General features: G+C 63.2%; 23 protein-coding genes and 1 pseudogene. 14 read left to right on the plus strand and 10 right to left on the minus strand.

From position 1 onward, the window contains the following. Nucleotides 1-94: 94 nt before the first annotated feature. Nucleotides 95-1,043 (plus strand): IS630 family transposase gene (locus tag BM374_RS26505; RefSeq protein ID WP_092299871.1). Its coding sequence is split into 2 segments (ribosomal slippage): nt 95-430 and nt 432-1,043, totalling 948 coding nucleotides; the frame shifts between segments, so codons are not numbered across the junction. Nucleotides 1,044-1,049: 6 nt separating this feature from the next. On the opposite strand, the gene BM374_RS26510 is transcribed toward BM374_RS26505, so the two are convergent. The 4 genes from BM374_RS26510 to BM374_RS38755 all read right to left on the minus strand — a co-directional run bounded on the left by BM374_RS26510 (nt 1,050) and on the right by BM374_RS38755 (nt 4,794). Further along, nucleotides 1,050-2,282, minus strand: a complete 1,233-nt coding sequence (locus tag BM374_RS26510; protein WP_092299050.1) for an acetyl-CoA C-acetyltransferase — start codon at nt 2,280-2,282, stop codon at nt 1,050-1,052. A gap of 256 nt (nt 2,283-2,538) precedes the next feature. After that, the gene (locus BM374_RS26515; protein WP_092299053.1) at nt 2,539-4,002 is read right to left on the minus strand and encodes a GH1 family beta-glucosidase; all 1,464 of its coding nucleotides are present in this window, start codon (nt 4,000-4,002) and stop codon (nt 2,539-2,541) included. A gap of 156 nt (nt 4,003-4,158) precedes the next feature. Beyond that, a complete protein-coding gene (locus BM374_RS26520; RefSeq protein WP_092299056.1) occupies nt 4,159-4,566 on the minus strand; it encodes a hypothetical protein in 408 nt (135 codons plus the stop codon). Nucleotides 4,567-4,626: 60 nt separating this feature from the next. After that, a complete protein-coding gene (locus tag BM374_RS38755; RefSeq protein ID WP_177248546.1) occupies nt 4,627-4,794 on the minus strand; it encodes a hypothetical protein in 168 nt (55 codons plus the stop codon). Nucleotides 4,795-5,325: 531 nt separating this feature from the next. Between BM374_RS38755 and BM374_RS26530 the strand changes: the two are divergent. Together BM374_RS26530 and BM374_RS26535 are read left to right on the plus strand one after the other, a co-directional pair. Continuing rightward, nucleotides 5,326-7,715 (plus strand): annotated as a pseudogene (locus BM374_RS26530) (ATP-binding protein). A gap of 157 nt (nt 7,716-7,872) precedes the next feature. After that, nucleotides 7,873-8,529 carry a substrate-binding periplasmic protein gene (locus tag BM374_RS26535; protein ID WP_143270245.1) on the plus strand — a complete coding sequence of 219 codons (657 nt, stop codon included), beginning with the start codon at nt 7,873-7,875 and terminating at the stop codon, nt 8,527-8,529. Between the two features lie 45 nt (nt 8,530-8,574). On the opposite strand, the gene BM374_RS26540 is transcribed toward BM374_RS26535, so the two are convergent. Then, nucleotides 8,575-11,013 (minus strand): TonB-dependent receptor, encoded by a 2,439-nt coding sequence (locus BM374_RS26540; protein WP_092299066.1) that lies wholly within the window; start codon nt 11,011-11,013, stop codon nt 8,575-8,577. Nucleotides 11,014-11,188: 175 nt separating this feature from the next. Next, nucleotides 11,189-12,547, minus strand: coding sequence for a histidine kinase (locus BM374_RS26545; protein ID WP_092299069.1), 1,359 nt, complete (start codon nt 12,545-12,547; stop codon nt 11,189-11,191). Between the two features lie 209 nt (nt 12,548-12,756). On the opposite strand from BM374_RS26545, the gene BM374_RS26550 reads away from it, so the two are divergent. Both BM374_RS26550 and fghA read left to right on the plus strand, forming a co-directional pair. Further along, on the plus strand, nt 12,757-13,377 hold the full coding sequence (locus BM374_RS26550) for a response regulator (RefSeq protein ID WP_092299072.1): 621 nt from the start codon (nt 12,757-12,759) through the stop codon (nt 13,375-13,377). A 73-nt stretch (nt 13,378-13,450) separates the two neighbouring features. After that, nucleotides 13,451-14,296 carry an S-formylglutathione hydrolase gene (gene fghA, locus BM374_RS26555; protein WP_092299075.1) on the plus strand — a complete coding sequence of 282 codons (846 nt, stop codon included), beginning with the start codon at nt 13,451-13,453 and terminating at the stop codon, nt 14,294-14,296. A gap of 73 nt (nt 14,297-14,369) precedes the next feature. Here fghA and BM374_RS26560 read toward each other — a convergent pair whose 3' ends face one another. Beyond that, nucleotides 14,370-14,939, minus strand: coding sequence for a DUF3280 domain-containing protein (locus tag BM374_RS26560; protein WP_092299078.1), 570 nt, complete (start codon nt 14,937-14,939; stop codon nt 14,370-14,372). A 60-nt stretch (nt 14,940-14,999) separates the two neighbouring features. Between BM374_RS26560 and BM374_RS26565 the strand changes: the two genes are divergently transcribed. The 6 genes from BM374_RS26565 to BM374_RS26590 all read left to right on the plus strand — a co-directional run bounded on the left by BM374_RS26565 (nt 15,000) and on the right by BM374_RS26590 (nt 19,927). Beyond that, nucleotides 15,000-16,181: a lanthanide ABC transporter ABC transporter substrate-binding protein PedA1 gene (locus BM374_RS26565; protein WP_092299081.1), complete on the plus strand. Its 1,182-nt coding sequence runs from the start codon at nt 15,000-15,002 to the stop codon at nt 16,179-16,181. 88 nt (nt 16,182-16,269) lie between these two features. Beyond that, nucleotides 16,270-17,232 carry a YVTN family beta-propeller repeat protein gene (locus BM374_RS26570; protein ID WP_177248547.1) on the plus strand — a complete coding sequence of 321 codons (963 nt, stop codon included), beginning with the start codon at nt 16,270-16,272 and terminating at the stop codon, nt 17,230-17,232. Then, nucleotides 17,229-18,035, plus strand: a complete 807-nt coding sequence (locus BM374_RS26575) for a lanthanide ABC transporter ATP-binding protein PedB/LutE (protein WP_092299087.1) — start codon at nt 17,229-17,231, stop codon at nt 18,033-18,035. The genes BM374_RS26570 and BM374_RS26575 overlap by 4 nt, the downstream gene beginning before the upstream one ends. Beyond that, entirely contained in the window at nt 18,032-18,880 is an 849-nt protein-coding gene (locus BM374_RS26580) for a lanthanide ABC transporter permease protein PedC (protein WP_092299090.1), read from the plus strand. Before BM374_RS26575 ends, BM374_RS26580 begins: the two co-directional genes overlap by 4 nt. Further along, nucleotides 18,877-19,488, plus strand: a complete 612-nt coding sequence (locus BM374_RS26585) for a hypothetical protein (RefSeq protein ID WP_092299093.1) — start codon at nt 18,877-18,879, stop codon at nt 19,486-19,488. Before BM374_RS26580 ends, BM374_RS26585 begins: the two co-directional genes overlap by 4 nt. A gap of 136 nt (nt 19,489-19,624) precedes the next feature. Next, nucleotides 19,625-19,927, plus strand: a complete 303-nt coding sequence (locus BM374_RS26590; RefSeq protein WP_092299096.1) for a copper-binding protein — start codon at nt 19,625-19,627, stop codon at nt 19,925-19,927. 60 nt (nt 19,928-19,987) lie between these two features. On the opposite strand, the gene BM374_RS26595 is transcribed toward BM374_RS26590, so the two are convergent. Next, entirely contained in the window at nt 19,988-20,545 is a 558-nt protein-coding gene (locus tag BM374_RS26595) for a PQQ-dependent catabolism-associated CXXCW motif protein (protein ID WP_092299099.1), read from the minus strand. Continuing rightward, a complete protein-coding gene (locus BM374_RS26600; RefSeq protein ID WP_092299102.1) occupies nt 20,542-21,420 on the minus strand; it encodes a substrate-binding domain-containing protein in 879 nt (292 codons plus the stop codon). The genes BM374_RS26595 and BM374_RS26600 overlap by 4 nt, the downstream gene beginning before the upstream one ends. 127 nt (nt 21,421-21,547) lie before the next feature. Between BM374_RS26600 and BM374_RS26605 the strand changes: the two genes are divergently transcribed. Beyond that, complete coding sequence (locus tag BM374_RS26605) at nt 21,548-22,474, plus strand: quinoprotein relay system zinc metallohydrolase 2 (RefSeq protein ID WP_092299105.1); 927 nt, start codon at nt 21,548-21,550, stop codon at nt 22,472-22,474. A 52-nt stretch (nt 22,475-22,526) separates the two neighbouring features. Beyond that, complete coding sequence (locus BM374_RS26610) at nt 22,527-23,345, plus strand: quinoprotein dehydrogenase-associated SoxYZ-like carrier (protein WP_177248549.1); 819 nt, start codon at nt 22,527-22,529, stop codon at nt 23,343-23,345. A 118-nt stretch (nt 23,346-23,463) separates the two neighbouring features. Here the strand turns inward: BM374_RS26610 and BM374_RS26615 are convergent, their stop codons facing one another. Then, nucleotides 23,464-23,823: a hypothetical protein gene (locus tag BM374_RS26615; protein ID WP_092299111.1), complete on the minus strand. Its 360-nt coding sequence runs from the start codon at nt 23,821-23,823 to the stop codon at nt 23,464-23,466. 86 nt (nt 23,824-23,909) lie between these two features. Here BM374_RS26615 and BM374_RS26620 point away from each other — a divergent pair, with 86 nt between their 5' ends. Next, on the plus strand, nt 23,910-24,884 hold the full coding sequence (locus BM374_RS26620; RefSeq protein WP_177248571.1) for an ABC transporter substrate-binding protein: 975 nt from the start codon (nt 23,910-23,912) through the stop codon (nt 24,882-24,884). Nucleotide 24,885: the final 1 nt, after the last annotated feature.

Here is a 24,885-nt window from a genome sequence, read left to right on the forward strand (position 1 = left end):
CTAGAGCGGTTCATCGATTGATTGAATCGGGAGGGATTCCGTCGGGCGGCGGTTTGTGATTCAAGATGCTGGCTGGATCGGAGGCCAGCATCGGATGGTCCGACCTCTTTCGAATGATTTTCGTGAACGAGCCGTGAAAGCGGTGGAATCCGGCGAGAGTTGCCATGCTGTGGCGGCCCGGTTCGATGTTGCTGTGTCGTCCGTCGTGAAGTGGCGGCAGCGCTATCGCGCGACGGGGTCGGTGGCGCCGGGCAAGATGGGCGGTCACCGTAAGCCGGTTCTGGAGCCGCATCGAGCGTTCATCGTGGAGCGGATCAGGCAGACGCCACATCTCACGCTGCACGGGCTGAAGGACGAACTTGCCGCGCGAGGCGTGAAAGTCTCACACCACGCGGTCTGGACCTTCCTGCGACGCGAAGGTCTCAGCTTCAAAAAAAACACTGTTCGCCCTTGAGCAAGGCCGCGCCGACGTCGCGCGACGGCGGCAGCGCTGGCGCAGCTTGCAGGATCGCCTCGATCCAAGCCGCCTGGTGTTCATCGACGAGACCTGGATCAAGACCAACATGGCCCCGCTGCGCGGCTGGGGATCCAAGGGCGAGCGGTTGCGCGGCTTTGCGCCGCACGGTCACTGGCGAACCCTGACCTTCCTCGGCGCCCTACGCTCTGACCAGCTCACTGCGCCTTGCGTATTCGACGGACCGATCAACGGCGAAAGCTTCCGCGCCTATGTCGAACAGCAACTCGTCAAAGCGCTCAAACCGGGCGACATCGTTGTCATGGATAATCTCGGTAGCCACAAGTCGCCGACCGTCAGGCAGATGATCCGGAAAGCCGGCGCAAGGCTGTGGTACCTGCCGCCGTACTCACCCGACCTCAACCCGATCGAGCAAGTCTTCGCCAAGATCAAGCACTGGATGCGCGTCGCACAGAAACGCACGATCGACGAGGCCTGCGACCACATTGGCCACCTCGTCAGAAGCCTTCTGCCCGGCGAATGCAGCAACTACTTCGTTAATGCCGGATACGCTTCCATCAAAAAATGAAACGCTCTAGATGCGCTCGATGATGACCGCCGGCGCCATGCCGCCGGCGGCGCACATGGTGACGAGACCGCGCCTGAGGTCGCGCCGTTCGAGTTCGTCGAGCACGGTGCCGATCAGGATCGAGCCGGTCGCGCCGATGGGGTGGCCGAGCGCGATCGAGCCGCCATTGACGTTCACCTTGGCGCGGTCGAGCTTGAGATCGCGGATATATTTTTCCGCGACGACCGCAAAGGCCTCGTTGATCTCGAACAGGTCGATGTCGTCGATGGAGAGCCCCGCCTTCGCCAGAACCTTGCGTGTGGCCGGCACCGGCGCGTTCAGCATCAGCGTCGGCGAGTCCCCCATGTTCGCCATCGCGACCACGCGGGCGCGGGCCTTGAGGCCATGCGCCTTGGCGTAGGACGGTGACGCCAGCAAGATCGCGGCAGCGCCGTCGACGACGCCGGACGAATTGCCCGCGTGGTGCATGAAATTGATGTCGAGATCAGGATATTTCTGCAGAATCAGGCCGCGATAGGTCGTGCCCTTGTCGTCCAGCGCATAGTCGGCGACCGCGGGAAACGCGGGCTTCAGCGCGGCGAGCCCCTCCATCGTGGTCTGCGGCCGCGGATATTCTTCATGGTCGAGCGCGAGGCTGCCGTCCTCGCGATGAACCGGCACGAGGCTCTTCTTGAAGTGCCCGCCGGCAATCGCCTGCGCGGCGCGCTTCTGACTCTCCAGCCCGAGCGCGTCGACGTCCTGCCGCGTGATGCCTTCGAGCGTCGCGATGGCATCGGCGCAGACGCCCTGATGCGACTGCGGATGCCGCGCGCGAAGCCGCAAATTGCCGGAATCCATCATCATCGGACCGCCGCCGCGTCGCCCTTCCATCGACATCATCTCGCAGCCGCCCGCGATGACGAGGTCTTCCGCGCCCGCCATGATCGAGCTTGCGGCCATGTTGACGCTGGTGATGCCGGAGCCGCAGAAGCGATCCAGCGTCACGGCGCTGGCGCGCACATCATAGCCGGCATCGAGCGCCGACATACGGCCGAGATCACCACTCTGCGTCGCAACCTGCGCGCTACAGCCCCAGACGATATCATCGACATCTGCCGTGTTGATGCCCGTGCGGTCGGCCAGCGCGCGCAGCACGACGGCACCTAACTGCTGCGGATGAATGCCGGAGAGGGCTCCCTTGCCGGCCTTGCCGATGCCGCGCGGGGTGCGGCAGGCATCGATGATCAGCGCGTCGGTCATGGGTGTTTCCTCTTGTTATGACTGTCGACGGCGGTTTTGAATCAGGGGGAGAGTGGAGTCAATGTGCGGCATCCACCGCTTCTTGCACCAAAGTTGACGCATCGTCATGGCCGGGCTTGTCCCGGCCATCCATGGCTTGCTTCGAGGCCCGAAGAACGTGGATGCCCGGGCCTTCGCCTCGCCGAAGCGGTTTCGGCCGCGCAGGCGGGACAAGCCCGGGCATGACGACCTATGATGGCGCTGTATAAGCGACCTGTCACACCCCCGGCGCGTTCGTCGCGATCACGTTGCGATAAAAACTCGCACTGAGTTTCGGTGTCCGCACCTGGGTTTCAAAATTGACGTGATAGAGTCCGAAGCGCTTGTTGAGCCCGAACACCCACTCAAAATTGTCCATCAGGCTCCAGAGGAAATAGCCGCGCACCGGCACGCCCTCGGCGGTGGCACGTTGGAGCTGGGCGAGATAGTTGCGCAAGTACATGATGCGATCGGTGTCGTAGACCTTGCCGTCTTGCATCACCTGGTCTTCGCCCGAGGCGCCGTTCTCGCTGATATAGATCGCATTCGTCTTCCATATCTTGGCGGCGAGCTTCGGCACCCAGTAGATCGTCTCGGGGCCGACGCGCAACCAGTCCGAATTCATGTGCGGGAACGATTTCGGGATCGGCAACGGCATGAAGCCCGCGCCCTGGTCGGTCGCGACGATATAGTGCTGCGGCGCATAGATATTGAGGCCGAGGAAGTCGACCGGCGAGGAGATGATCTTCAGTTCCGCGTCGGTGCATTTCGGCGCGGCAGCACCGGCATATTTCAGGAATGCGTCGGTGTAGCGGCCGGTCATGATGACGTTGAGATAGCCGGCATTCAGCTCCCGTAGCGCGATCTCGGCGGCGCGGACATTTTCGGGCGTGTCGATCGCGGGAATGCAGGCATCAACGTTCTCGGCTGGGCCAACACGCGTGCCGGGGCCGCCATGGGCGCGCACTGCCTGCACCGCGAGCCCATGCGCGAGCGCGGTGTTGTGCCTGATTTGGTTCACGTCGGCTTGCGGCAATGTGAGGCCCGGCGCATCGATGCCGATGCCGTAACCGAAATAGACGAAGCGGCCGCTCTCGTTCAGCGTGAATACGTTCTTGACGCGGTCGGTCAGGTGCTCGGCGATATAGGCCGCATAGTCGCCAAAAATCTTGCAGGTCTCGGTCGAGCGCCAGCCTCCAAAGCGATCCTGAAGCGATTGCGGCAGGTCCCAATGATAAAGCGTCAGCCACGGCTCGATACCGTTCTTCAGCAGCTCGTCGACCAGGCGATTGTAGAAGTCGAGTCCCTTCGGATTGGGCTTGCCGTCGCCGTCCGGAAAAACCCGCGGCCACGCCACCGAGAAGCGATAGGCCTTGCAGCCGAGCTCCTTGATGAGTGCGATATCGGCCTTGTAGCGATGATAGTGCTCGACGGCGCGGTCGCCAGTGGTGCTGTCTTCGATCTTGCCGGGGATGCGGACGAACTTGTCCCAGATTGAAGCCCCTCGCCCGTCCTCGTTGACCGCGCCCTCGACCTGATAGGACGAGGTCGCCGTGCCCCAGACGAAGCCGGTCGGGAAACTACCCCCGTTGCGCGGCTCCGCCGCCGGCCTGGCATCGGCAACCTGAAGCGGGCTCGTCATTGCTGCTGCCGACACCCCCGCGATTTTCGCGAACTGGCGACGCGAGACCTTGTCCGACATTGATGCTGCCCCGGGATGATTGATGCGGCGGCACAATGACGGGACGCAAGCGGTTTGAGAAGCGCCGGCACCGAAATTTGAGGATGCAGAATTGCGCCGTTCCCGGGCGCGACATGTCGAAGCAGTGGATGCAGCCGGCTACGACGCCGCCGGCGCTCAGCGCGGGCGTCTCGGCAGCTTTGGAAGCCTGCCGGGATTGAACGCCGGAAGCTGCCCGGTTCCTTCGGGTGCCGCCGCCGACTGTTCGGTCAGAATGAGCGTTCCCTGAAGGACGACTCCCCGTGCCTGCCCCGACGTCGCCGTGTAGGTCGCGATCTTGCCGGGACACGTTCCCTCGATGTCCAGCGTGAGTTCATCATAGACGCCGAAGACCGTGGCGCGTCCCTCCGTATGACGCTTCGTCGACACGGTCGCCGTGAAGCGATCGCCATCGATCTTGCAGGAGCCGTGATACGTCATCAGGCTGTCGCGGCCCCAGATCTGGCCGTCAGCGACATGGACGATGCCGGTGCCCTGGTCGAACGGCGTCTTGTACCACGCCGCGTAGGTACCGTCCTTCAGCATGGGAGCAACCTCGCCTGGTATTCCCGACCGATCATCCGCACGAGGAGCACTAAGAAAGCGTTAATCGCGCGCCCCGTGCCAATCCGGAGCGTCTCGTCGCAAGCCGGCTTCGAGGTCCTCGATGATGATGTGCAGCAGGCTCACCGCAAGTGGATCAGTGACTTCCCGTTCCAGATGCTTGTAGCGCGCGATCTGGAATTGCCGCTCTTTCAGCCGGTCCTCTGTCATCAGACGGATCCTCCGGCACATCGACGCGGAAACCGCCGGACAGTTTCGTTAAAATTTTTTGATCATTTTCTATGGTTTCAGATCCGTAAAGCAGACTGTGCCGGCGCGCTGGGAGATCAGGACGGCGCGAGCAACGACCTGCCCCCTGAATGCCCGGGCTCACCGAGGTCTGCGATCTGCCGAGAGGTATCGGAATCCCGATTGGCTAGGAGGGATAGCCGAGCCCCGTGGTTTTACGGCCGGCAAGGCTCACACCTAGACGGTTCCCAACCTTGACTTTGCTCGGGCAGGTGGAAGAATCGAGCAGCCCATTCAACGGCGATTGGCCACTGGGAAGCCCTTTAAATTTCGCCTTGGGCGCCGCGCCGCCGCGTAGCGGGCGCGCCCCGTGAGCTCCCGTGCTAGCCGCGCTGCGCTCCTGATGCGGTGGGTCTGGTTCGAAGTACCGCAGTCTCATGTTGTCGTCACGCCTGATTGTTCCGGGAACGGCGCGCTGCCGTTTCCGCTCATGTTTCAAGAGGGAAATGGTATTTGGGCAAAGGCGACGACGATCCCAGCGGCCGGAGCGCCATTGCTCCGACCGCTGCGACCAAGCATTTGAGCGGGAACGCAGCGCCATTCGCGTCTCCGCTCGGATTTCATCTCACGACGATCATCGGCAATCTGCGCGGTGGGATCGGGTTCCGCGTGCTCGCCGCCGTGCTGCTGTTCAGCTCGATCGTGACTCTGACGCTGACCGCGCTTCAGCTCTATCTCGACTACGACCACGAGGTCGGCCTGATCGAGACGCGCCTCGACGAGATCGGACGAAGCAACCTCGCGAGCCTGGGCGAGAGCCTTTGGGCCCTCGATCAGAACCAGCTTCAGCTTCAACTTGCCGGAATTCTGCGTCTTCCCGAGATTCGCCTCGCCGAGATCAGCGAGGTGATCGATCGGCCGGATCCCATTCGCCTCTCCCTCGGCAGCCGCAGCACGCACGGGAGCATCGCCCGCCAATACCCGATCGATTACACGGTCCGCGGTACGAAGATCCAGCTCGGGATTCTCTATGTCGAGGCGACGCTCAGCAACGTCTACCGCAACCTGCTGAACAGGGCGCTCGTCATTCTCGCGAGCCAGGCAGCCAAGACCTTCATCGTCTCCCTCTTCATCCTGTACATCTTCCATCTCTTCGTGACGCGTCATCTCATCGCCATTGCTGGATTCGTGGAAAGCTACGATCTTGTGCGGCCGCCGCCGCCGCTGCGCCTGAACCGTCGGGCGGTCTCTGCGGCCGACGAACTCGATAAGGTCGCGGACGCCATCAACACGCTGTCGGGCAATCTGCAGCGCGCCTACCGCGACGTGCGGCAGGGCAATGCCCAGCTGCAACACGATCTCGTGGTCCGTCAGAAGGCCGAACAGGACGTGCTGTTGAGCGAGCAGCGCTTTCGCGATTACGCCGAGACTGCATCGGACTGGTTCTGGGAAACCGGCCCCGACCACCATTTCACCTATATCTCGGAACGGTTGGATGCCTTCCAGATGGACCGGGCCTCGCTGGTCGGCAAGAGCCGCATCGAGATGGCGAGCGACAGCGAAACCGAGCCGCGAAAATGGCGGGAGCATGCGATGACGCTGGAGCGGCACGAGCCGTTCCGCAATTTCGAGTACAGCCGCCGCGATCTGTCCGGCCGGGTACGCCATGTCAGCGTCAGCGGCCGTCCGATCTTCGCTCCCGACGGACGTTTCCTGGGCTACCGCGGTACGGGCACCGATCTGACGGAGCAGCACGAGACTCAGGAGAGATTGCGCCAATCCCAGAAAATGGATGCAATCGGACAGCTCACGGGCGGAGTGGCCCACGATTTCAACAACGTGCTCACGGTCATCACCGGGACAATCGAGATTCTCGAGGACGGCGTTGCCGACCGGCCCCAGCTTGCCGCGATCGCCCAGCTGATCGATCAGGCGGCCGCGCGCGGCGCCGAAATCACCTCGCAGCTACTGACCTTCGCGAGGCGGCAGCCATTACAGCCGCGTCAGGTCGACATCAATGCGCTGGTGCTCGACACCTGCAAGCTGCTCAAGCCGATGCTGGGCGAGCACATCGAGATCGAACCGGTGCTGGCAGCGGACGCCTGGCCTACCCTCGCCGATCCGTCGCAGCTCTCGGCGGTGATCGTCAATCTTGCGGTCAACGCAAGAGATGCCATGCCCGACGGCGGCAAGCTCAAGCTCGAGACCGCCAATGTGGTGATCGATGAAGCGGCGGCGTCCGACGAGGAGGTCGGGCCAGGCGAATTCGCCACGATTGCGATCCGCGACACGGGTGTCGGGATTCCCGCCGACATCATCGGCCGCGTGTTCGAACCTTTCTTCACGACCAAGGGGATTGGCCGCGGTACCGGCCTCGGGCTCTCGATGGTCTACGGCTTCGCCAAGCAGACCGGCGGGACGGTGAAGATCGAAAGCGAAGAAGGCCGCGGCACGGTCGTGAGGCTCTATCTGCCACGCTCGCAGGGACTGGCCTCGGAACATACCGTCTCGGCACCGCCCGTCGCGCCGCTCGGCGGGCGGGAGACCATTCTCGTCGTCGAGGACGATCCGCTGGTGCGGGGATATGTGATCGCCCAACTCGGCAACCTCGGATACAAAACTCTCGTGGCGAGTGAGGCCGAAACGGCGCTGGCCTTGGTCGAACAGGGCGCCCAGTTCGATCTGCTATTCACGGACGTGATCATGCCGGGCGGAATGAACGGGCGCGAACTGGCCGAGATCGTGCGCGAACGCCGGCCCGGCATGAAGGTGCTCTACACTTCGGGTTACACCGACGAGACGTGCGGGAAGGGCATCTCGATCCGGGCATCGCCTTGCTCAGAAAGCCCTACCGGAAATCCGACCTCTCGAAAAAGATCCGCGAAGTGCTCGCAGCAGGATGATGCGGGTCTCGGCATGGGAAAACATCGTCCAGAACGAGGTCACATTGGGATGCGTCATCATCACACTTTAGCTTGCCGATACCTCGTGCTCGCGGCCCTGCTCGCATTCCACTCCATCCCGCCCTGCCCCGCCGCTTCGGAGCCGCTGAGGCCCTTCGTGATGGTGACGGACCAGCCTGACACGACGTACGAAGGCAGATGGCAGCGGCTCGTCTACCAGGAAGCCTTCAGGCGGCTCGGAATTCCAGTCGAGGTAGAGCTGATGCCGGCACAGCGGGTGTCTGCAATGGTCGATGCCGGCGCCGTGGATGGCCAGACCTTGCGACTCTTCTCCTACGCAGACACGCATCCCGAGCAAGTCCGGGTTGAGGAGCCGGTCAGCGAGGTGAGATTCGCGCTCTGGGTCAGCAATCCCACGATGACGTTGGCGCGCCTTCAAGACTTGACTGCGACGGACTGGATCGGAATCCACCGAAGGGGCGTCGAGCTGTGTCAGCGCGCGTTGTCACCTGTGACTTCCGCAGATCGTCTCTCCACCGTTTCGACGGAGCAGGCGGGACTGAGAATGCTGTTGAACGGTCGCATCGACTATTATTGCGAGATGGATATCGTCATTCAAAATGCGCTGCATTCGCCGGAGTTCAAAGGAACCGCTTCCGTTCGTCCGCTCCTGACGATTGGAGACCGGCTCATGCTCTATCCCTATCTGCACAAGACGCATGCCGAGCTCGCCCCCCGCCTCGCCGCCGTCCTGAGTGAAATGAAGACGGAGGGCCTGCTGGAGCGATTTCGGCAGGACGCGCTGGAAAAGTAGGTTGCGCCATCTCTTCATCGGCAGCCTCGAGGTGCCCCGGCGCACTCAGAACGTCACGCGCATTCCCGCATAGAACGCTCGCGGCCTTGCCGGGCTCAGCGAGCGCGGGTCGGTGAAATTGCTGCCGCCGTTGGCGAAGTTAGGGACAGCCGTCGTATCGAAGAAGGTGCCGTAGGTCGCGTAGCGGTTGTCGAAGATGTTGTCGACCTTGCCATAGAGTTGAACGTTCTTGCTGACCTGATACGACGTGTGCAGGTTGAACACGGCGTAGGACGGCAGCTTGGCCTCGAGATTGGCTTCGTCGCCGGCGAGATACTGGCTGGAAACCCACAGCGCCTCGCCACCGACCTTCCAGGCGTCGGTCACGGCATATTCGATACCGGCCTTGATGCGGTGGCGCGGCACGGCCGGGATCTGGCTGCCGGGCACGACCTGGATGATGCCGCCGTTGAGCACGGCGGTCGGGCTATTGGACGACAGCTCGAGAGCGTCGAGAAAACGCGCATCCACGAAGGCGTAGCTGGCGTGGAACTGAAGCGTTTCCGATTTGAGGTTGACCTCGGCCTCGAGGCCCTGCCGGCGCGTCGCGCCGACGTTCTGGAAGAAGCCAAATCCCTGACGTCCCGCCACGGGCAGACCCATGATGTCGTCATGATTAGTGGCGCGGAAGCCTCCGATCTTCCAGCCGAGCGTACCGATGTTCAATTCCCTGATGCCGCGCAGGCCAGCTTCGACCGTCTTTGACACCACCTGCTTCAGCGGCGGATCGGAGACCAGGAAGGAGGCGATCAGGCACGGGTTGTTCGGATCGGCACAACCGAGCTCGAGCGGCGTCGGCACGCGGTTGGCCTCGGAATAGCCGCCATAGGCGGTGAGCTCCGGCGTGATCTTGTAGGTGCCGCCGACAACAGGGTTGAAGCGGTCGTAGGTGTGATCGCCGTTGAGATCGATGCCGAGCTGGTCCTCCAGCGTGACACGGGCGTGATTGAATCGACCACCCCCGGTGATGGCGAAGGCATCGGTCACGTTAAAGGTGTCGAGCGCATAGAGGCCGGTATATTGATTGACTGATCGCAGCGACACCGGACCCATTTCCCCGGTCGTCGGCGTGCCGGATTTGCCCAGAAGAATTCCGCTGCCGGTGACGGCGAAGTCCGAGCCGATGGTCCCAAGCTCGGCCGCGGCGTTGAATCGGGTGACGCTGGCATCGAAGCTGGCCCCGAGCACGAAACGGTTCTCATGATCGAGCAGCCTGTCCGTGTTGGTCGCCTGGCCGGAGATGCCCGACGTGGTCGATCGCGTAGTCGTTCGGTCGAGCTCGCCGAGCAGCGTTCCCAACGGGAAGGGATTGGTGAGCTGCGCCCCATTAAGACCGTTCGCCGGCGTCGTATTGTCGCCAAAGCAGAGCAAACCGACCGCGGCGCATTCCTGCACGCTGGTGGGGTTGCCGTCGACCACACGCTGCTCGAACACGCGCGCATGGGCGGTGCCTTCGAACGTCCAGGTTGGCGTGGCCTCGACCTTGCCGGTGAGATTGACGTAGCCGACGCGGTTGTTGGTGGTCTGCGGGTTGGTGTAGATCGCACCCCAATATTGCTGCAGCAACTCGGCGGGAACGGTGGCGGAGGCGCCGAAATTGTTGTTGGCGAGCCCCATATTGACGTGGAATTCGCTGTCCCCGCCCCTGTAGCCGACATCGCCGTAGAAGCGGCGCACGTCCGCTTGCGAGGCGGTGCGGAAGCCGTTGTCGTGCAGGCCTTCGAGCGCGGCATAGACGGCGTAGTTGGTGTCGACCTGCTTGCCCCACTGCGCCGAGCTCTGGATCCGGCCGAACGAACCGCCCATCGTGTCGATCTCTGCGCCCTGGTAGGTAAAGCCGTCCTTCATTTGCAGATTGACGGCGCCGCCGAGTGCATTGAGGCCGAAGGCCGGATTGTTGGTCACCACCGTGACCGAGCGGATCGCGGCGGTCGGGATCAGATCCCAATTGACGCTGTCGGTAAACGCCTCGTTGACGCGCACGCCATTCTGATAGACGGCAAGCCCTTGCGGCGTCCCTGTTATGGGCGAGGCGACAAAGCCGCGAAACTCGACATTCGGCTGGAACGGATTACCGCTCACCTCGGTGATGTTCACGCCGGCGACATTGTCACGCAGCGCATCCGTCACGTTCAGCGAGCCGGTCCGCTTGATCTGGCCGGCGTCGATCGCGTTGATGCTCGAGGGAATCTTGTCGACGTCGAGGCCCTTCGCATTACCGGGCGCCGTCGGATAGACGTAGATGCGGCTTTTGGGTTTGCCGGAATTCACGATACGCGCCGCCGTTCGCGGCGCGCTGCGCCGCGCAGCCGGCTGCGGCGCCACCACCTCGATCGCGGGCAGATTCTGGACATTGGTGTCTTCGTCCTGCGCGGCCAAGCCCGCGTCGGTCCAAAGCACCAGCCCGGTCGACATCGAGACAATCAAAAGCTTTCGCGCGCCCATCCCCTGCCGTTCCCATTCCCCCCGCGGCGGCTGTTTTGAACCTCACCGATTGCGTGCAGAAGTGTAGCCGGCCCTCACGGATGCACTAGCCACAAAAGGTCGGGCAATATCCGCACCTATTTTCCCGACCAAATCGGGAATTCTTCCCGATCGGAGACTTTCCTCATCGGTATAATCAGGCCGCCGCGGTCGGAACCAGCGCCTCGACGGTGACGCCGCGCTCGCCCGACACCACGTTGAGCGTGCCGCCCAGCGCCAGGATGCGCTCGCGCATGCCGACGAGACCGAAGCCGAGTTTCTGGCCCGGCTCCATGCCGTGACCGTTGTCGCTGACCCGCACCCGAGCACAAGAACGACCGTCGCGACCGGGCTGCTCCGCCGGCTCGATCACCACGACGATCGCGGTGGCACCGGCGTGGCGGAATGCATTGGTGAGCGCCTCCTGCACGACGCGGTAGATGGTGAGGTCGGCGGTCTCTCCCATGACGCCGAGCGCCGGCGAGATCGATGTTTCAATCGTCACATCGGGATGCGATTCCCGCCACAGCCGCGACAGCGATTCCAGCGCCTTGCCAAGGCCAAGCTCGGCAAGGCCGACCGGCCGCAAGCGCTCCAGCACGCGACGGGTAAACTGCTGCAGCGCATTGATCTGCTCCAGCAGTGCACTGCCGTGTTTTCGCACGGCATCGGCGCTCGACGCGCGCCCGTCGGCGAGCTTCGCCAGCGCGCTGGCATGCGCGCGAAGCGAGAACAGATAGGGCCCGAATTCGTCATGCAGCTCGCGCGCGATCTCCTTGCGCTCGACGTCCTGGAGCGACACCGCGCGCTCGGCAAGCCGCCGCTTGTCTTCGACCGCCTCGCCGAGCGTTGCCGCGAGATGATTGAGTTTCGTGCAGATCGCGGCGAGCTCGGGCGCGCCGCCGGGCGTGACGCGGGCGTCGTAGTCGCCGTCCTCGATCTCGGCCATGGTTTGCGCCAATGATTCAAGCGGCGCGAGCGCCCGGCCGACGACGTTCATCATGACCAGGAACAGCACCAAGGCAATCACTGACCCCACTTCGAGCTGCGTGAGAATCGCGTCCCATATCTCGGCGATCTCGTCGTTGGGATGCGAGGTGATCACCAGCGAGCCTGGTTTGCCATGGACAGAGACCGACACGCTGACGGCGGTCTGCTCGGGATGAACGAGGTTGACGAACCAGGCCGGCGGCCCGGGCGTGTCGTCATCGGTCTCGGGCCGCGGCGGCGTCAGCGGGTTCCCGCCGGCGTCGCGGAGCGCAATGCTGACATGGCGGAGGCGATCGAGGTCACGCGCGATCTGGTTCAGCCTGGCATCGGGATCCGGTGCCTCGTTGAGATCGGCAACGATCATCTCGATGAACTCGCGTGCCAGCCGGATCACGCTCTGGTCCTCGGCCTGCACGCGGGGAGCGGCCTCCGCAACCTGGCGGGCGATGTTGACGGCGAGCCCCAGCGCAAGCAGCAGCGCCAGCAGAAGGTTGATGCGCCCGCGCAAGGATAGATATTGCCACATTGCTTTCGTCTGCCTTACCCGACGACCGCGTGCCCCCGTCCGATAGCGTTGACAGAGGCAAAGCGCCCGATATCTAATCGGAACCGTACAGCAATCCCGGCCGGGTTGCATGACCCGACGTGAGACGAGCGCGGCTCCTCGTTCGGCATCATGCGGCGCGAATACAGGCAAGTTCGAACGCGGGGGCGTGCTGTCACGGGGAAACGCCTATGCGCATTCTGATCGTCGACGATCATCCCATTGTCGCCTCCGGCTGCCGTGCCGTGCTGGCCGACGAAGGCGAAATCGAGATTCTGGAAGCCGCCGATGCCGAGGATGGCGAGAGCGTCTTCATCGTCGAGCGCCCCGACCTCTGTGTCATCGACATCAACCTGCCGACCGTTTCCGGCTTCGAGCTGGCGCGTCGCATCCTCGAGCGCACGCCGGAGGCCCGCATCATCATGTTCAGCATGAATGATGACCCAGCCTTCGCCGCGCGGGCGATCGAATGTGGCGCCAGGGGCTATGTTTCGAAGACCGGCGACCCCGACGACCTCGTCGAGGCGATCCGCACCGTCGGTGGCGGCGGCACTTATCTGCCGAGCGCGATCGCGCGCAGCATCGCTTTCGCTGGTCCCACATTGGCGCAGAGCCCGCTATCGAAGCTGAACGCACGCGAGATGGAGATCTTGCGGCTGCTCAGCGCGGGAAAGAGCCTGTCGGAGATCGCCTGGCTGGTGCAATCGTCCTACAAGACTGTCGCCAACACCTCCTCGATCATGCGACAGAAGCTCGGCGTGAAGACTTCGGTCGAGCTGGTGCGGCTGGCGATCGACAACGGCGTGGCCTAAAAAGCGCGCCACAAATTTCGGTCACACAAGCATTGCATCTTTGATGTGGTGAGATGCCACGGAGCTATCAGGCATGACGATCCAGACTGTCTCCACCAATACATCCTATGGCGGCGTGCAGGGCGTGTATCGCCATGCCAGCCAAGCGACCGGAACCGACATGGTGTTCTCGGTCTATGTTCCCCCGCATGCCGACGGCGCCAAACTGCCCGTGGTCTGGTACCTCTCCGGACTCACCTGCACGCATGCCAACGTCACCGAGAAGGGCGAATTCCGCAGAGCCTGCGCCGAGCTCGGCCTGATCTTCGTCGCCCCCGACACGAGCCCGCGTGGGCCCGACGTACCTGGTGACGCCAACAATGCCTATGATTTCGGTCTCGGCGCCGGCTTCTATGTCGACGCCACACAGGAGCCGTTCGCGCGCAATTACCGCATGTGGAGCTATGTCACCGATGAACTGCCCAAACTTGTGGCGGGACATTTTCCGGTCGATGCCAAGCGCCAATCGATCATGGGCCATTCGATGGGCGGCCATGGCGCGTTGACGGTGGCATTGCGCAACCCGCACCGCTATCGCGCGGCAAGCGCCTTCGCCCCGATCGTAGCGCCGTCACAGGTGCCATGGGGGATCAAGGCGCTGACCGGCTATCTCGGGTCGAACAAGGAGACTTGGCGCAGCCATGATACGGTGGCGCTGATCGAGGACGGCGCGAAATATTCAGGCTTCCTGATCGATGTCGGCGAGGCCGATAATTTCCTGAAGGAGCAGCTCAAGCCCGAATTGCTCCAGGCCGCATGCAGCAAGGCCAACATCGCGCTGACGCTGCGGCGGCAGCCGGGCTACGATCACAGCTATTATTTCATCTCGACCTTCATGAGCGATCACCTGCATTGGCATGCGGAGCGGTTGAAGGCCTAGAAGCCGCTCGATGCTTTCTTCCTTCTCCCCTTGTGGGAGAGGGTGCCGCGGCGCGCGCCGAGAGAATACCCTACTACGGCCTGCCGAAATTCGGCGCGAGCAGGCGATTGCGGATCAGATAACTCATCGTGCGCGACCAGGATTCGTCCGTATTGCCGCGCATGTCGGCGCTTGCCGCGGTGATGATGTTGCCGGTCTTCACGTCGCGCAGATAGACGTTCAGATTGATGATCAGGTTCGAGACCTTCTGCACCAGGCCGGTGATCTCGAGATCCGCTCCTAATTGTCCGGCAAGCTTGAGATCACAGCCGCCGCAGGCCTGCAAATTGCTGTGTTGAGCGGCATCCCTCACCGGCGAGATATCGAGCACCTGGAACTTGCCTGAATCGGCCAGTTCCTTGCGGAGCTGCTCGCTGATATGCGCAAGCCGCACCTCTTCCGGCTTCGAACCGTAAAACTCGCCGGGCAGACTGGTATCGATCAGCTCGAAATCGAACACGGCAAGTTTCGGCGGATCGGCGAACGCGGCCGATCCCGTCGACAGCAATCCGGCGAAACACAGTAGCGCTCGCACGATCGTGATTCCGGCGCTTGCGCGCGTGCGGACGAAATGCGGGGTTGCAAGCCTTGCCAAATCGGTCATGTTTCCAGCAGAAACAATTCTCCACCGGCGGTCAAGCCGGGGAGGATTTTTGGAGGAAGCATGATCCGGTGGTTGGTCGGCCTGATTGGCCTCGCGCTTGCGACGACGCAGGCGCTGGCGGCTGACTCCATTGAAATCGGCGTCGGCTATCTCGGCGTCGCCGGCACCAGATCGACGCTGTCGCTGGTCGAGCAGCCGGCCCAGAATGACGGCGTCGCCGGCGCCAAGCTTGCGATCGAGGACAACAACACAACAGGAAAATTCCTGAACCAGCATTTCACGCTGGAGGAGCACCGCATCAAGGAGGACGAGGACCCGGTCCCGACCGCGACCGCACTCGCCGAGAAGAACGACTTCATCATCACCGATCTACCCGCCGACGCGCTGCTGAAGGTCTCCGATGCCCTGCGCGATCGCGGCACGTTGCTGTTCAATGCCGGCGCCATCGATGAGCGGCTGCGCGAGGCCGATTGCCGCGCCAATGTGATCCACTCCGCGCCGACGCGGTCGATGCTGGCGGATGCGCTCGGCCAGTATCTGGTGTGGAAGAAGTGGTCGCGCTGGCTGCTGGTGGTCGGCTCGCACGACCAGGACAAGCTCTACGCCGATGCGCTCCGCCGCGCCGCGACGCGGTTCGGCGCCAAGATCGTGCAGGAGCGCACATTCGAGGACACCGGCGGTGCGCGCCGCACCGATTCCGGCTTGACGCTGATCCAGCGCCAGATCCCGGTGTTCACGCAACAGGCCCCCGCCTACGATGTGCTGGTCGCCGCCGACGAGAGCGAAGTGTTTGCAGATTATCTGCCCTACCGCACCTGGGATGCCCGCCCCGTAGCTGGATCCGCCGGTCTCGAGCCGCGCAGTTGGGACGCGGCGCAGGACCAGTGGGGTGCGACGCAGATGCAGAACCGCTTCATGAAGCTGAACTCGCGCCGCATGACCGCGCTCGACATGCAGGCCTGGACCGCCGTCCGCATGATCGGCGAAGCCACCTCGCGCACCAATTCCGGCGATGTCAAGAAGGTCACGGATTTCATCAAGGGTCCGGATTTCTCTGTCGCCGCCTTCAAAGGCACCAGGCTGACGCTGCGCGACTGGAATCTGCAGTTGCGTCAGCCGATCCTGCTCGTCGACGGCCGCATGGTGGTGTCGGTGTCGCCGCAGGAAGGATTTCTGCACCAGGTCTCCGAGCTCGACACGCTCGGCTACGATCGCCCGGAGAGCAAATGCAAGCTGAAATGAGCGATGTGAGATGAGTTCGATCCCCCGCTACAACGACGCTGCGCTCCCTCCCCCGCCAGCGGGAGAGGTAAGGACCGCCCGCGGACAGATGTCGCGCATGTTGTTGGCAACGGTGCTCGTAGCTCTCACCGCCAGGCCCGCGCATGCCTTCATCGCCTATGTCTCGAACGAGAAGAGCAATACGGTCTCGGTGATCGATACGGACAGCTGGACCGTGGCCAAGACCATCAAGGTCGGCCAGCGCCCGCGAGGGATCGAATTCACCCGCGACGGCAAGTTCGTCATGGTCGCCATCGGCGATGACGACACCATCCAGATGATCGACGCCAAGACGCAAGCCGTCGTGGACACCCTGCCCTCCGGTCCCGACCCCGAATTGTTCACCCAGGACGCCGCCGGCAGGACGCTCTATGTCGCCAACGAGAACGACAACACGGTGACCGTGATCGATCTGGAGAAACGCGCGCGTCTCGGCGACATCCAGGTCGGCGTCGAGCCCGAAGGCATGACCATCAGCCCCGACGGCAAGACGCTGATCAACACGTCGGAAACGACCAACATGGCGCACTTCATCGACACTGCTTCGCGCAAGATCGTCGCCAACGTGCTCGTCGACGCGCGGCCGCGCTTTGCCGAGTTCAAGCATGACGCATCCGAATTATGGGTGTCGTCGGAGATCGGCGGCACGGTGTCGGTGATCGATCCCAACAAGCATGCGGTGATCGGCAAAGTCAATTTCGAGATTCCGGGCCTGCGCAAAGAGGCGATCCAGCCGGTTGGCATCGGCATGACCAAGGACGACAAGACTGCCTTCGTCGCACTCGGTCCCGCCAACCGCATCGCCGTGGTCGATACCGCCACGCGCAAGGTGACGAAATATCTCCTGGTCGGCCAGCGCGTCTGGCACATGGCGTTCACGCCGGATGAAAAATATCTGCTCACCACCAACGGCGTCTCCAACGATGTTTCCGTCATCGACGTCGCCGCGCAGAAGGTCATCAAGACCATTCAGGTGGGCGAACTGCCCTGGGGCATCACGATCGCACCATGACCAACCCCGCCCCCATCGCCGAACCGCAGCAGATGCCGAGGCTAGAAGCGGCCGCGGTGCCGGCGCTGTCCATCGACGCCGTCAGCCATTCCTACGGCCCGCGGCGCGCGCTGGTGAACGTGTGCTTCAACGTGCAGCCCGCAAGCTTCACCGCGCTGCTCGGCCTCAACGGCGCCGGCAAGAGCACGCTGTTCTCGCTGATCACGCGCCTGTTCGGCATTCAGTCCGGCCGCATCGGCATTTTCGGCCACGACATCAGCCGCGCGCCCGGGGAGGCGCTGCGGTTGCTCGGCGTCGTGTTCCAGCCGCGCACGCTCGATCTCGATCTGTCCCTGACGCAGAACCTGCTCTATCACGCAGCTCTCCACGGTATCAGCCGCCGCGAGGCGGCCGCCCGCAGCACCGAGCTGCTGGCGCGCATCGGCCTCACCGAGCGTGCCGGCAGCAAGGTGCGCGACCTCTCCGGCGGCCAGATGCGACGACTGGAGATCGCCCGCGCGCTGCTGCATCGGCCGCGGCTGCTCTTATTGGACGAGCCGACCGTCGGCCTCGACGTCAAAGCGCGCGCCGAAATCATCAGCCATGTCCGCCAGCTCGTCACCGAGCAAGGCATCGGCGTGCTCTGGGCGACACATCTGTTCGACGAGATCATGTCCGGTGACGACCTCGTGGTGCTGCACCAGGGCAAGGTGCTGGCGCAGGGCCCGATGAGCCGTGTCATCAGCGAGGCCGGCGCACAGGACGTCAACACCGCCTTCATGCGCCTGACAGGCGCGCAAGCGATGCCGGGAGGCGGCGCATGAGCAGCATCACCACGCGCGACGTGCCACGCGGCTTCTCGGCCTCCGAGTACATGACCTGCCTCACCGGCATCGTCTGGCGCGAGGGCCTGCGCTTTCTGCATCAGCGCGAGCGCTTTGTCTCGGCGCTGGTGCGGCCGTTGGTGTGGCTGTTCATCTTCGCCGCCGGTTTCCGCCAGGTGCTCGGCATCTCGATCATTCCGCCATACGAGACCTACATTCTCTACGAGGTCTTCATCGCGCCCGGGCTGATGGCGATGATCCAGCTTTTCAACGGCATGCAATCCTCGCTCTCGATGGTTTACGACCGCGAGATGGGCAATATGCGCACGCTGCTGGTGAGCCCGCTGCCGCGCGGCTTCCTGCTGTTCTGCAAGCTGCTCGCAGGCACCGCCGTGTCGCTGCTCCAGGTCTATGCGTTCCTCATCATCGCCTGGTTCTGGGACATCACCCCGCCCCCGATCGGTTACCTCACCGTACTGCCGGCACTGATACTTTCCGGGTTGATGCTGGGCTCACTCGGAATGCTGATCTCCTCCGGCATCAAGCAGCTGGAGAATTTTGCCGGCGTGATGAACTTCGTGATCTTCCCGATGTTCTTTGCCTCCTCGGCCCTCTACCCGCTCTGGCGCGTGCAGGAGGGCAGTCCCTATCTTTACTATGTCTGCCAGGCCAATCCGTTCACTCATGCCGTCGAGCTGATACGCTTCGCGCTGTATGGACAGATCAACTGGATCTCGCTGGCGGTGGTCGGAGTTTGCACAATCGTCTTCATGATCGCCGCGATCTATGCCTATGATCCGTCGCGCGGGTTGGCAAGGCGCGAGCCTGCGGGAGGCGAAGGATGATGGTTCGGACACTTGCCATCGCGGCGTTTGCGTTCGTGGTCGCAGGCTCGGCCGCACGCGCAGCCGATCCGCGCTATCCCAATTGGCCCTGCGCGCAGGCCAAAGTGCCGGAAATCTCGCTCGCCGCCGTCTGGGCAGGTCCCCCGCTCGACGATGCCGAGACCAAATGGAAGGATGACAGCAAGGTCAGCGCACTGGTCTCGAAGCTCGCGGCGCGCAAGACGCCGCTGGACGAGGCCGAGAAGTCGGTGAAGCAATTCCTGGCAGCCTCAGCCGACAAGACCGCCAACGCAAAACTGCTGTTTGCCGGGCTGTTCGATACCCTCAACGCCCAGCGCGCCCAAGTCATGAGCGGGCTTGAACGCGTCAGCCGAAAGCAACGCGAGGCCGCCGACAAGATCCGCGAGGACACGATCCAGCTCCAGACGCTCCAGGACGCAGCGCCGCGCGACGACGCCAAGGTCGACGCGATGAGCAACCAGCTGATCTGGGAGACCCGCATCTTCGAGGACCGCCGCAAGGTGGTGCGCTTCGTCTGCGAGGTTCCGACCACGATCGACCAGCGCCTGTTCGCGCTCGGCCGCGTCATCCAGCAGGAAATGGAATAGCGTCAGCCTCACTGACGGCTTCCACGAAAGTTCCCTTCGATATCAACGCGATCCTTAATGTTGCCGCGCTGTCTGCCGGAACCAAATCGATCTAGGATGGCTTGTCGATGAGAATCTCCAACGCCGGGAGGCCTCGATGGGAACAACAAAATTCATCCTTGCGGGCGCTGCAGCCATCACCATGCTCGCATCCAGCGCCTATGCTGACGATATGACCGGAATGGTCACCAGCATTAACAGGCTCAACAACACCATCTCGATCCAGCAGATCCAAAAAGGCACGGTGGGCAGCGGCACCGGTGGAGCAGCCGGCGCGCTCCAGCAGTACAAGGCCAAGGATGCCGCGATGCTGGATGCCGTTCACGCCGGCGACAGGGTGACCTACTCTGCGACCGATACTGACGGCTCGAGCACGCTGACGAAGTTGCAGAAGCAGTAGGGCTTGCGCTTTCGACGAGGCGTCATGGCCGGGCTTGTCCCGGCCATGACGATTCTACATTCACTGCTCGGGCCGCGGCTCCGGCTGCGCGTCCTCGGTGGGCAGTTTCGCGCGCTCCCAGCCGTCGGTCCCATCAGGATACCAGGCGACGTTGGAATAGCCGTAAGCCAATGCGCGCTTGGCCGCGTTCCAGGACATCCAGCAATCGGCAAGGCAATAGATCACGAGCAGCGCGGCCTTGTCGCCGTGCGAGGCGCGCGCGAGGCCGCGCTGGAGATAATCGTCCATGGCGGGCGGCAACGCGCCGTAGCCAGTATCCGGCAGCCAGATGCTGCCAGGAATATTTCTCCGCGGCATATCGCGCCAGACCGTTCCGGCCGGCAGGTTCTTCGGCTTCGGCGCACGCGGCAGTACGTCGATGAAGGCACCGCTGTTCGCGCGCCAGATCGTCTCGGCATCCGCCGTCGTCAGCACCCGCGCGCCTTCCAGCGTCGCCGGGACGGGCCCGCGGTAATTGTCGGTACGATAGCCTTCCGGCTCGAATGGTTCCTGCTGCTGCGCCAAAGCGGGCACCGTCAGAGCGGCGACGACGAGCGCAGCGGCAAGATGCCGTCTCATGGCGATGTCTTGGCCGTCTCCGCACCGAGCGGCCGGTCGTTTTCGTCCAGCAGCGGCACGCCGAAATCGAGCAGGATCTTGTTGATCTCGCCCTGGTTCTCCTGGATCAGCTTGTTGAGCTGCCGCTTCCAGTTCTGGTCGGCGGCGCGCACACCCATGCCGATGCGATAGACCAGTTTGGGACCGGTGGTTTCCTTCACCAGCGGCGTGACGTGCAGCGAGCCGGCCTTCTTGGCGTAGTACCCCGCCATCGGCCCCCACAGCACCCCAGCGTCGATCTTGCCCGCGGTGAGATCGTCGATCATTGCCTGCGCCGAATTGTCGTAGCGCGTATCGATCATCAGTGGATAGGGCTTGGCATCGCTCATCAACCCGGCCATCGCCATGTTGGTTGCCGGCGGCGTTCCGGCGATGATGCCGACATGCTTGCCCTTCAGCCTGGGATCTTCGAGCGTGTCGACATCCTCGAGCCCGCTGCCGGCCTTGGCGACTAGCGCATAGGTCGTGCGGTAATAGGGATTGGTGCCCTGCACGATGTCGTCGCCCTGCGGGAAGCCCATGATGACGTCGCAGCGATGCGCGCCTAGCGTCATGCGCACGAAGCCGGTGGCCTGCGGGAAGAAGACGTAGTCGAGCTTCTTCTGGAGCTTGTCCGCAAACAGTTCGGCGATCTTATTCTCGATCCCCTCGCCCTTCTCGTTGGAGAACGGCATGTTGCGCGGATCTGCGCAGACCCGCAGCACCTTCGGATCGACCAGCTCGAACGAGAGATCACCACCATCCGTCGTCTGCGCGCGGGCGAGGTCGCCGATCGCACAGGACGCCGCCACCACACAAAGTGAAAACAACCAGCGACGATGTCGTCCGGCCTCCATCGCGCTTCCTCCTCGCTTCATTCGAATGCTATCCATGCACCGCATGGACGCATCATGTCTCGCCAAGCTTTGCGTTGGCTTTTCGTATTGCAGTGCAATGCAGTGAACCCTGAACTGAGGCGAAAAAGTGTCTCATCTCGCGTCAAAGATCGCAGCCCTTGCCCTGCTGGCAGCAGCGACGCTAGCACGCGCCGCGGCGATCGAATTGCCTGTGAGCGAAGTCGCACCGGGAATCTTCGTGCACTCCGGGACTATCGCCCTGATGACGCGGCAGAACGAGGGCGACATTGCCAATGTCGGCTTCATCGTCGGCGCCGATGCGGTGGCCGTGATCGATACCGGGGGCAGCCTTCGGGAAGGCGAGGAACTGCTGGCAGCGGTGCGCGCCCGCACCAGCAAACCGATCCGTTACGTCATCAACACCCATGGGCATCCCGACCATGTCTTCGGCAATGCGGCCTTCGTCGCAGACGGAACCAGCTTCGTTGGCCACAGCAGACTACCGCAGGCCCTGGCGACGCGGGGCCCCTACTATCTCGATAATTTCCGGCGCATCATGGGCGCCGAATTGATCGATCCCGTGAAGATCGTTGCTCCCACCGTGCTCGTGAAGAACACAATGATGCTCGATCTCGGATCGCGCCAGCTGGTGTTGCGGGCCTGGCCGGCCGCGCACAGCGACAGCGACCTGACGGTATTCGACGCGACCACGAAGACATTGTTCGCCGGCGATCTGGTCTTTCTGCGCCATATTCCAGTCATGGACGGCAGCATTCGCGGCTGGCTTGCCTTGCTTGAGGAGTTAGAGACCGTTCCGGCGGTCCGCGTCGTCCCCGGTCACGGCCCTGTGAGCGACTGGCCTGCCGCTTTGGCTGATGAGCGGCGTTATCTCTCGACGCTGCTGTCGGATGTCCGTGCCTCGAACAAGAAGGGCGAGCCGATCCGAGCCGCAGCCGAGAAGGCGGCGGAAACGGAACGGTCGCATTGGGAACTGTTCGACGACTACAACGCCCGCAACGCAACCGCAGCATTCTCTGAAATTGAATGGGAGTAGCGGGCGCGCTACCTTGGTTAGATAACTGCGTCGCCCGCACAGGACGTTGACCATGACGGGATCCACACGCCGCCTGCCCCTGATCGCCGCATTGCTCGGCATTGCCTTCGCGCTGCCGGCCGGCGCCGAAGAGGCCTACGATCCCTGGCCGGGTCTGATGCAGGACATCTTCAACAACCGTCCAATGAACGACGGCAACGGCGTCATCGCCATCGAGATGCCCTATCGCGCCGAGGATGCCGCCATCGTGCCGGTCACACTGCGCAGCAAGCTGTCGCCGGCAGATAGCCGCCGCATCCGATCGATCACGCTGGTGATCGATCGGAATCCGGCGCCGATGGCGGCGAAATTCGAGCTTGGTGCGGATGCCAACGTTACCGAGATTTCCACGCGCGTGCGCGTCAACAATTACACCGATGTCCATGCGGTCGCCGAGCTCAGCGACGGCCAGCTCTACGTCTCCAAGACCTACGTGAAGGCATCAGGCGGCTGCTCGGCACCGGCGGGGAAGAACGCTGAGGAAGCCAAGAACCACCTTGGCCAGATGCGCTACCGGCAATTCGCGCGTGAGGACGCGCCGGCAAGCCGCATCCGCGAAGCGCAGATCATGATCGGTCATCCCAACAATTCCGGCCTGCAGATGGATCAGGTCACGCAGCTCTATATTCCCGCCTTCTTCATCAACCAGCTGAAGCTGACGCAGGACGACAGCCCTGTGCTGTCGATGGAAGGCGGCATCTCGATCTCGGAAGACCCGAATCTGCGCTTCACCTACGTTTCCAATGGCGCCAAGCGCTTCCGCGCGGAAGCCACGGACACGGCGGGGCACGTGTTCCGCCATGAGTGGGACGTGGAGAAGTCGGGGACATAGATCTCTCCACCGTCATGGCCGGGCTTGTCCCGGCCATCCACGAACTTCTCGCCTGTCTCCAAGAACGTGGATGCCCGGGACAAGCCCGGGCATGACGAAAACGGTTGGCACCGCTTGATTAGAAACACCTCACCTCGGCCTCAGCCTGCGCCCGCCTGAGATCATTCACGGCTGCATTGGCCTGCTCCGAGGTCCTGAACTGGGTGCCGAGATTGCCGCGGACCTGGGCCATGCTGAGCGCGGTCTCGGCAGTGACATATCTTTCATAGGGCACGATCGAGGCGACCACATCGATCGAGCAGGAGCATTGTTCGATCGCCTGCCGCGTCTCGCCATTGGCTTTCATGCAGCCATAGACATATTCCGCGCGCGCTGATGTCGGATAGTCATTGGCCTCCTCGGCCCGCGCCGCTGTCACCGCCGCCGCGAGCACGACCACGGCGGCGACAATCGGTCGTACCTGTCCCGCAATACCCATGAGCGTCCTCCCGCTGGTTGCGATGGAAGCTATGCTATGCGTATTGTCCTGAAAAGCACTCTGTCAGAGGAAATGGCTCACAAGTGATGAGAGTTTTGGCACGGATATTGGCGATCGTGACGGCGCTGGCGCTGGGTACGCCGGCCCATGCTGCGGACACCATCCGCCTGACCGTGCAGAAGACCGGAACGTTCTCCTGGGAGTTGGCGACCATCCGCGAGGCCGGGCTCGACAAGGAGGCCAATCTGTCGCTCGAGGTCACCGAGCTTGCGAGCCCCGAGGCCGGCAAGATCGCGCTCCGCGCCGGCAATGCCGACATCATGCTGTCGGACTGGCTGTGGGTGTCGCGCGAGCGCGCGCTCGGCGCCAGGCTGACATTCTATCCCTATTCCAGCGCGCTCGGCGCCGTGATGGTGCCGGCAGCCTCGCCGATCAAGACGCTCGCTGATCTGAAGGGCCGCAAGCTTGCCGTCGGCGGCGGCCCGATCGACAAGAGCTGGCTGCTGCTGCAAGCGCGGATGAAACAGGATGGCATCGACCTCAAGTCGGATGCGACCATCGTCTATGGCGCCCCGCCTCTGATCGCGGCCAAGGCGCTCGACGGCGAGATGGATGCAAGCCTCAACTTCTGGAATTTCTGTGCCCAGCTCGAGGCCAAGGGTTTTAGGCGCCTCGTGGGCATCGAGGAGATTTTGCCCAAGCTCGGCGCCAAGGGCGCGGTGTCAGCGGTCGGGTATGTCTTCGACGAGAGCTGGGCCGCGAGCCATCGCGACGCGGTGGCGCGCTTCATCGCCATGACGCGCAAGGCCAAACAACTGCTGGTCACTTCGGATGCGGCCTGGGAGAAGATCGCCGCGCTCACCGGCGCGACCGATCCGGCGATGCTGAAGACCTATCGCGACCGTTATCGCGATGGTATTCCGCGCCGGAGCATCAGCGACGAAGAGGCGGATGCACGCGTGCTCTACCGCGTGCTCGCCGAGATTGGCGGTCGCGACCTGGTCGGTCCGGCGGCCGAGCTCGATCCAGGCACCTTCTATCACGCCGTCTCCGGAGACTGAG

Source organism: Bradyrhizobium sp. Ghvi (assembly GCF_900115265.1).
In the GTDB taxonomy this organism is placed as follows: Bacteria; Pseudomonadota; Alphaproteobacteria; order Rhizobiales; family Xanthobacteraceae; genus Bradyrhizobium.

Excerpts from the sequence above, each read along its gene's own strand:
- BM374_RS26595 (WP_092299099.1), bottom strand. The coding sequence starts at position 20,545 with ATGAGACGGCATCTTGCCGCTGCGCTCGTCGTCGCCGCTCTGACGGTG.
- BM374_RS26580 (WP_092299090.1), top strand. The coding sequence starts at position 18,032 with ATGAGCAGCATCACCACGCGCGACGTGCCACGCGGCTTCTCGGCCTCC.
- BM374_RS38755 (WP_177248546.1), bottom strand. The coding sequence starts at position 4,794 with ATGACAGAGGACCGGCTGAAAGAGCGGCAATTCCAGATCGCGCGCTAC.
- BM374_RS26515 (WP_092299053.1), bottom strand. The coding sequence starts at position 4,002 with ATGTCGGACAAGGTCTCGCGTCGCCAGTTCGCGAAAATCGCGGGGGTG.
- BM374_RS26610 (WP_177248549.1), top strand. The coding sequence starts at position 22,527 with ATGACGGGATCCACACGCCGCCTGCCCCTGATCGCCGCATTGCTCGGC.
- BM374_RS26565 (WP_092299081.1), top strand. The coding sequence starts at position 15,000 with ATGATCCGGTGGTTGGTCGGCCTGATTGGCCTCGCGCTTGCGACGACG.
- BM374_RS26545 (WP_092299069.1), bottom strand. The coding sequence starts at position 12,547 with ATGTGGCAATATCTATCCTTGCGCGGGCGCATCAACCTTCTGCTGGCG.
- BM374_RS26575 (WP_092299087.1), top strand. The coding sequence starts at position 17,229 with ATGACCAACCCCGCCCCCATCGCCGAACCGCAGCAGATGCCGAGGCTA.
- BM374_RS26540 (WP_092299066.1), bottom strand. The coding sequence starts at position 11,013 with ATGGGCGCGCGAAAGCTTTTGATTGTCTCGATGTCGACCGGGCTGGTG.
- BM374_RS26600 (WP_092299102.1), bottom strand. The coding sequence starts at position 21,420 with ATGGAGGCCGGACGACATCGTCGCTGGTTGTTTTCACTTTGTGTGGTG.
- fghA (WP_092299075.1), top strand. The coding sequence starts at position 13,451 with ATGACGATCCAGACTGTCTCCACCAATACATCCTATGGCGGCGTGCAG.
- BM374_RS26620 (WP_177248571.1), top strand. The coding sequence starts at position 23,910 with ATGAGAGTTTTGGCACGGATATTGGCGATCGTGACGGCGCTGGCGCTG.
- BM374_RS26510 (WP_092299050.1), bottom strand. The coding sequence starts at position 2,282 with ATGACCGACGCGCTGATCATCGATGCCTGCCGCACCCCGCGCGGCATC.
- BM374_RS26550 (WP_092299072.1), top strand. The coding sequence starts at position 12,757 with ATGCGCATTCTGATCGTCGACGATCATCCCATTGTCGCCTCCGGCTGC.
- BM374_RS26520 (WP_092299056.1), bottom strand. The coding sequence starts at position 4,566 with ATGCTGAAGGACGGTACCTACGCGGCGTGGTACAAGACGCCGTTCGAC.
- BM374_RS26585 (WP_092299093.1), top strand. The coding sequence starts at position 18,877 with ATGATGGTTCGGACACTTGCCATCGCGGCGTTTGCGTTCGTGGTCGCA.
- BM374_RS26590 (WP_092299096.1), top strand. The coding sequence starts at position 19,625 with ATGGGAACAACAAAATTCATCCTTGCGGGCGCTGCAGCCATCACCATG.
- BM374_RS26570 (WP_177248547.1), top strand. The coding sequence starts at position 16,270 with ATGTCGCGCATGTTGTTGGCAACGGTGCTCGTAGCTCTCACCGCCAGG.
- BM374_RS26615 (WP_092299111.1), bottom strand. The coding sequence starts at position 23,823 with ATGGGTATTGCGGGACAGGTACGACCGATTGTCGCCGCCGTGGTCGTG.
- BM374_RS26560 (WP_092299078.1), bottom strand. The coding sequence starts at position 14,939 with ATGACCGATTTGGCAAGGCTTGCAACCCCGCATTTCGTCCGCACGCGC.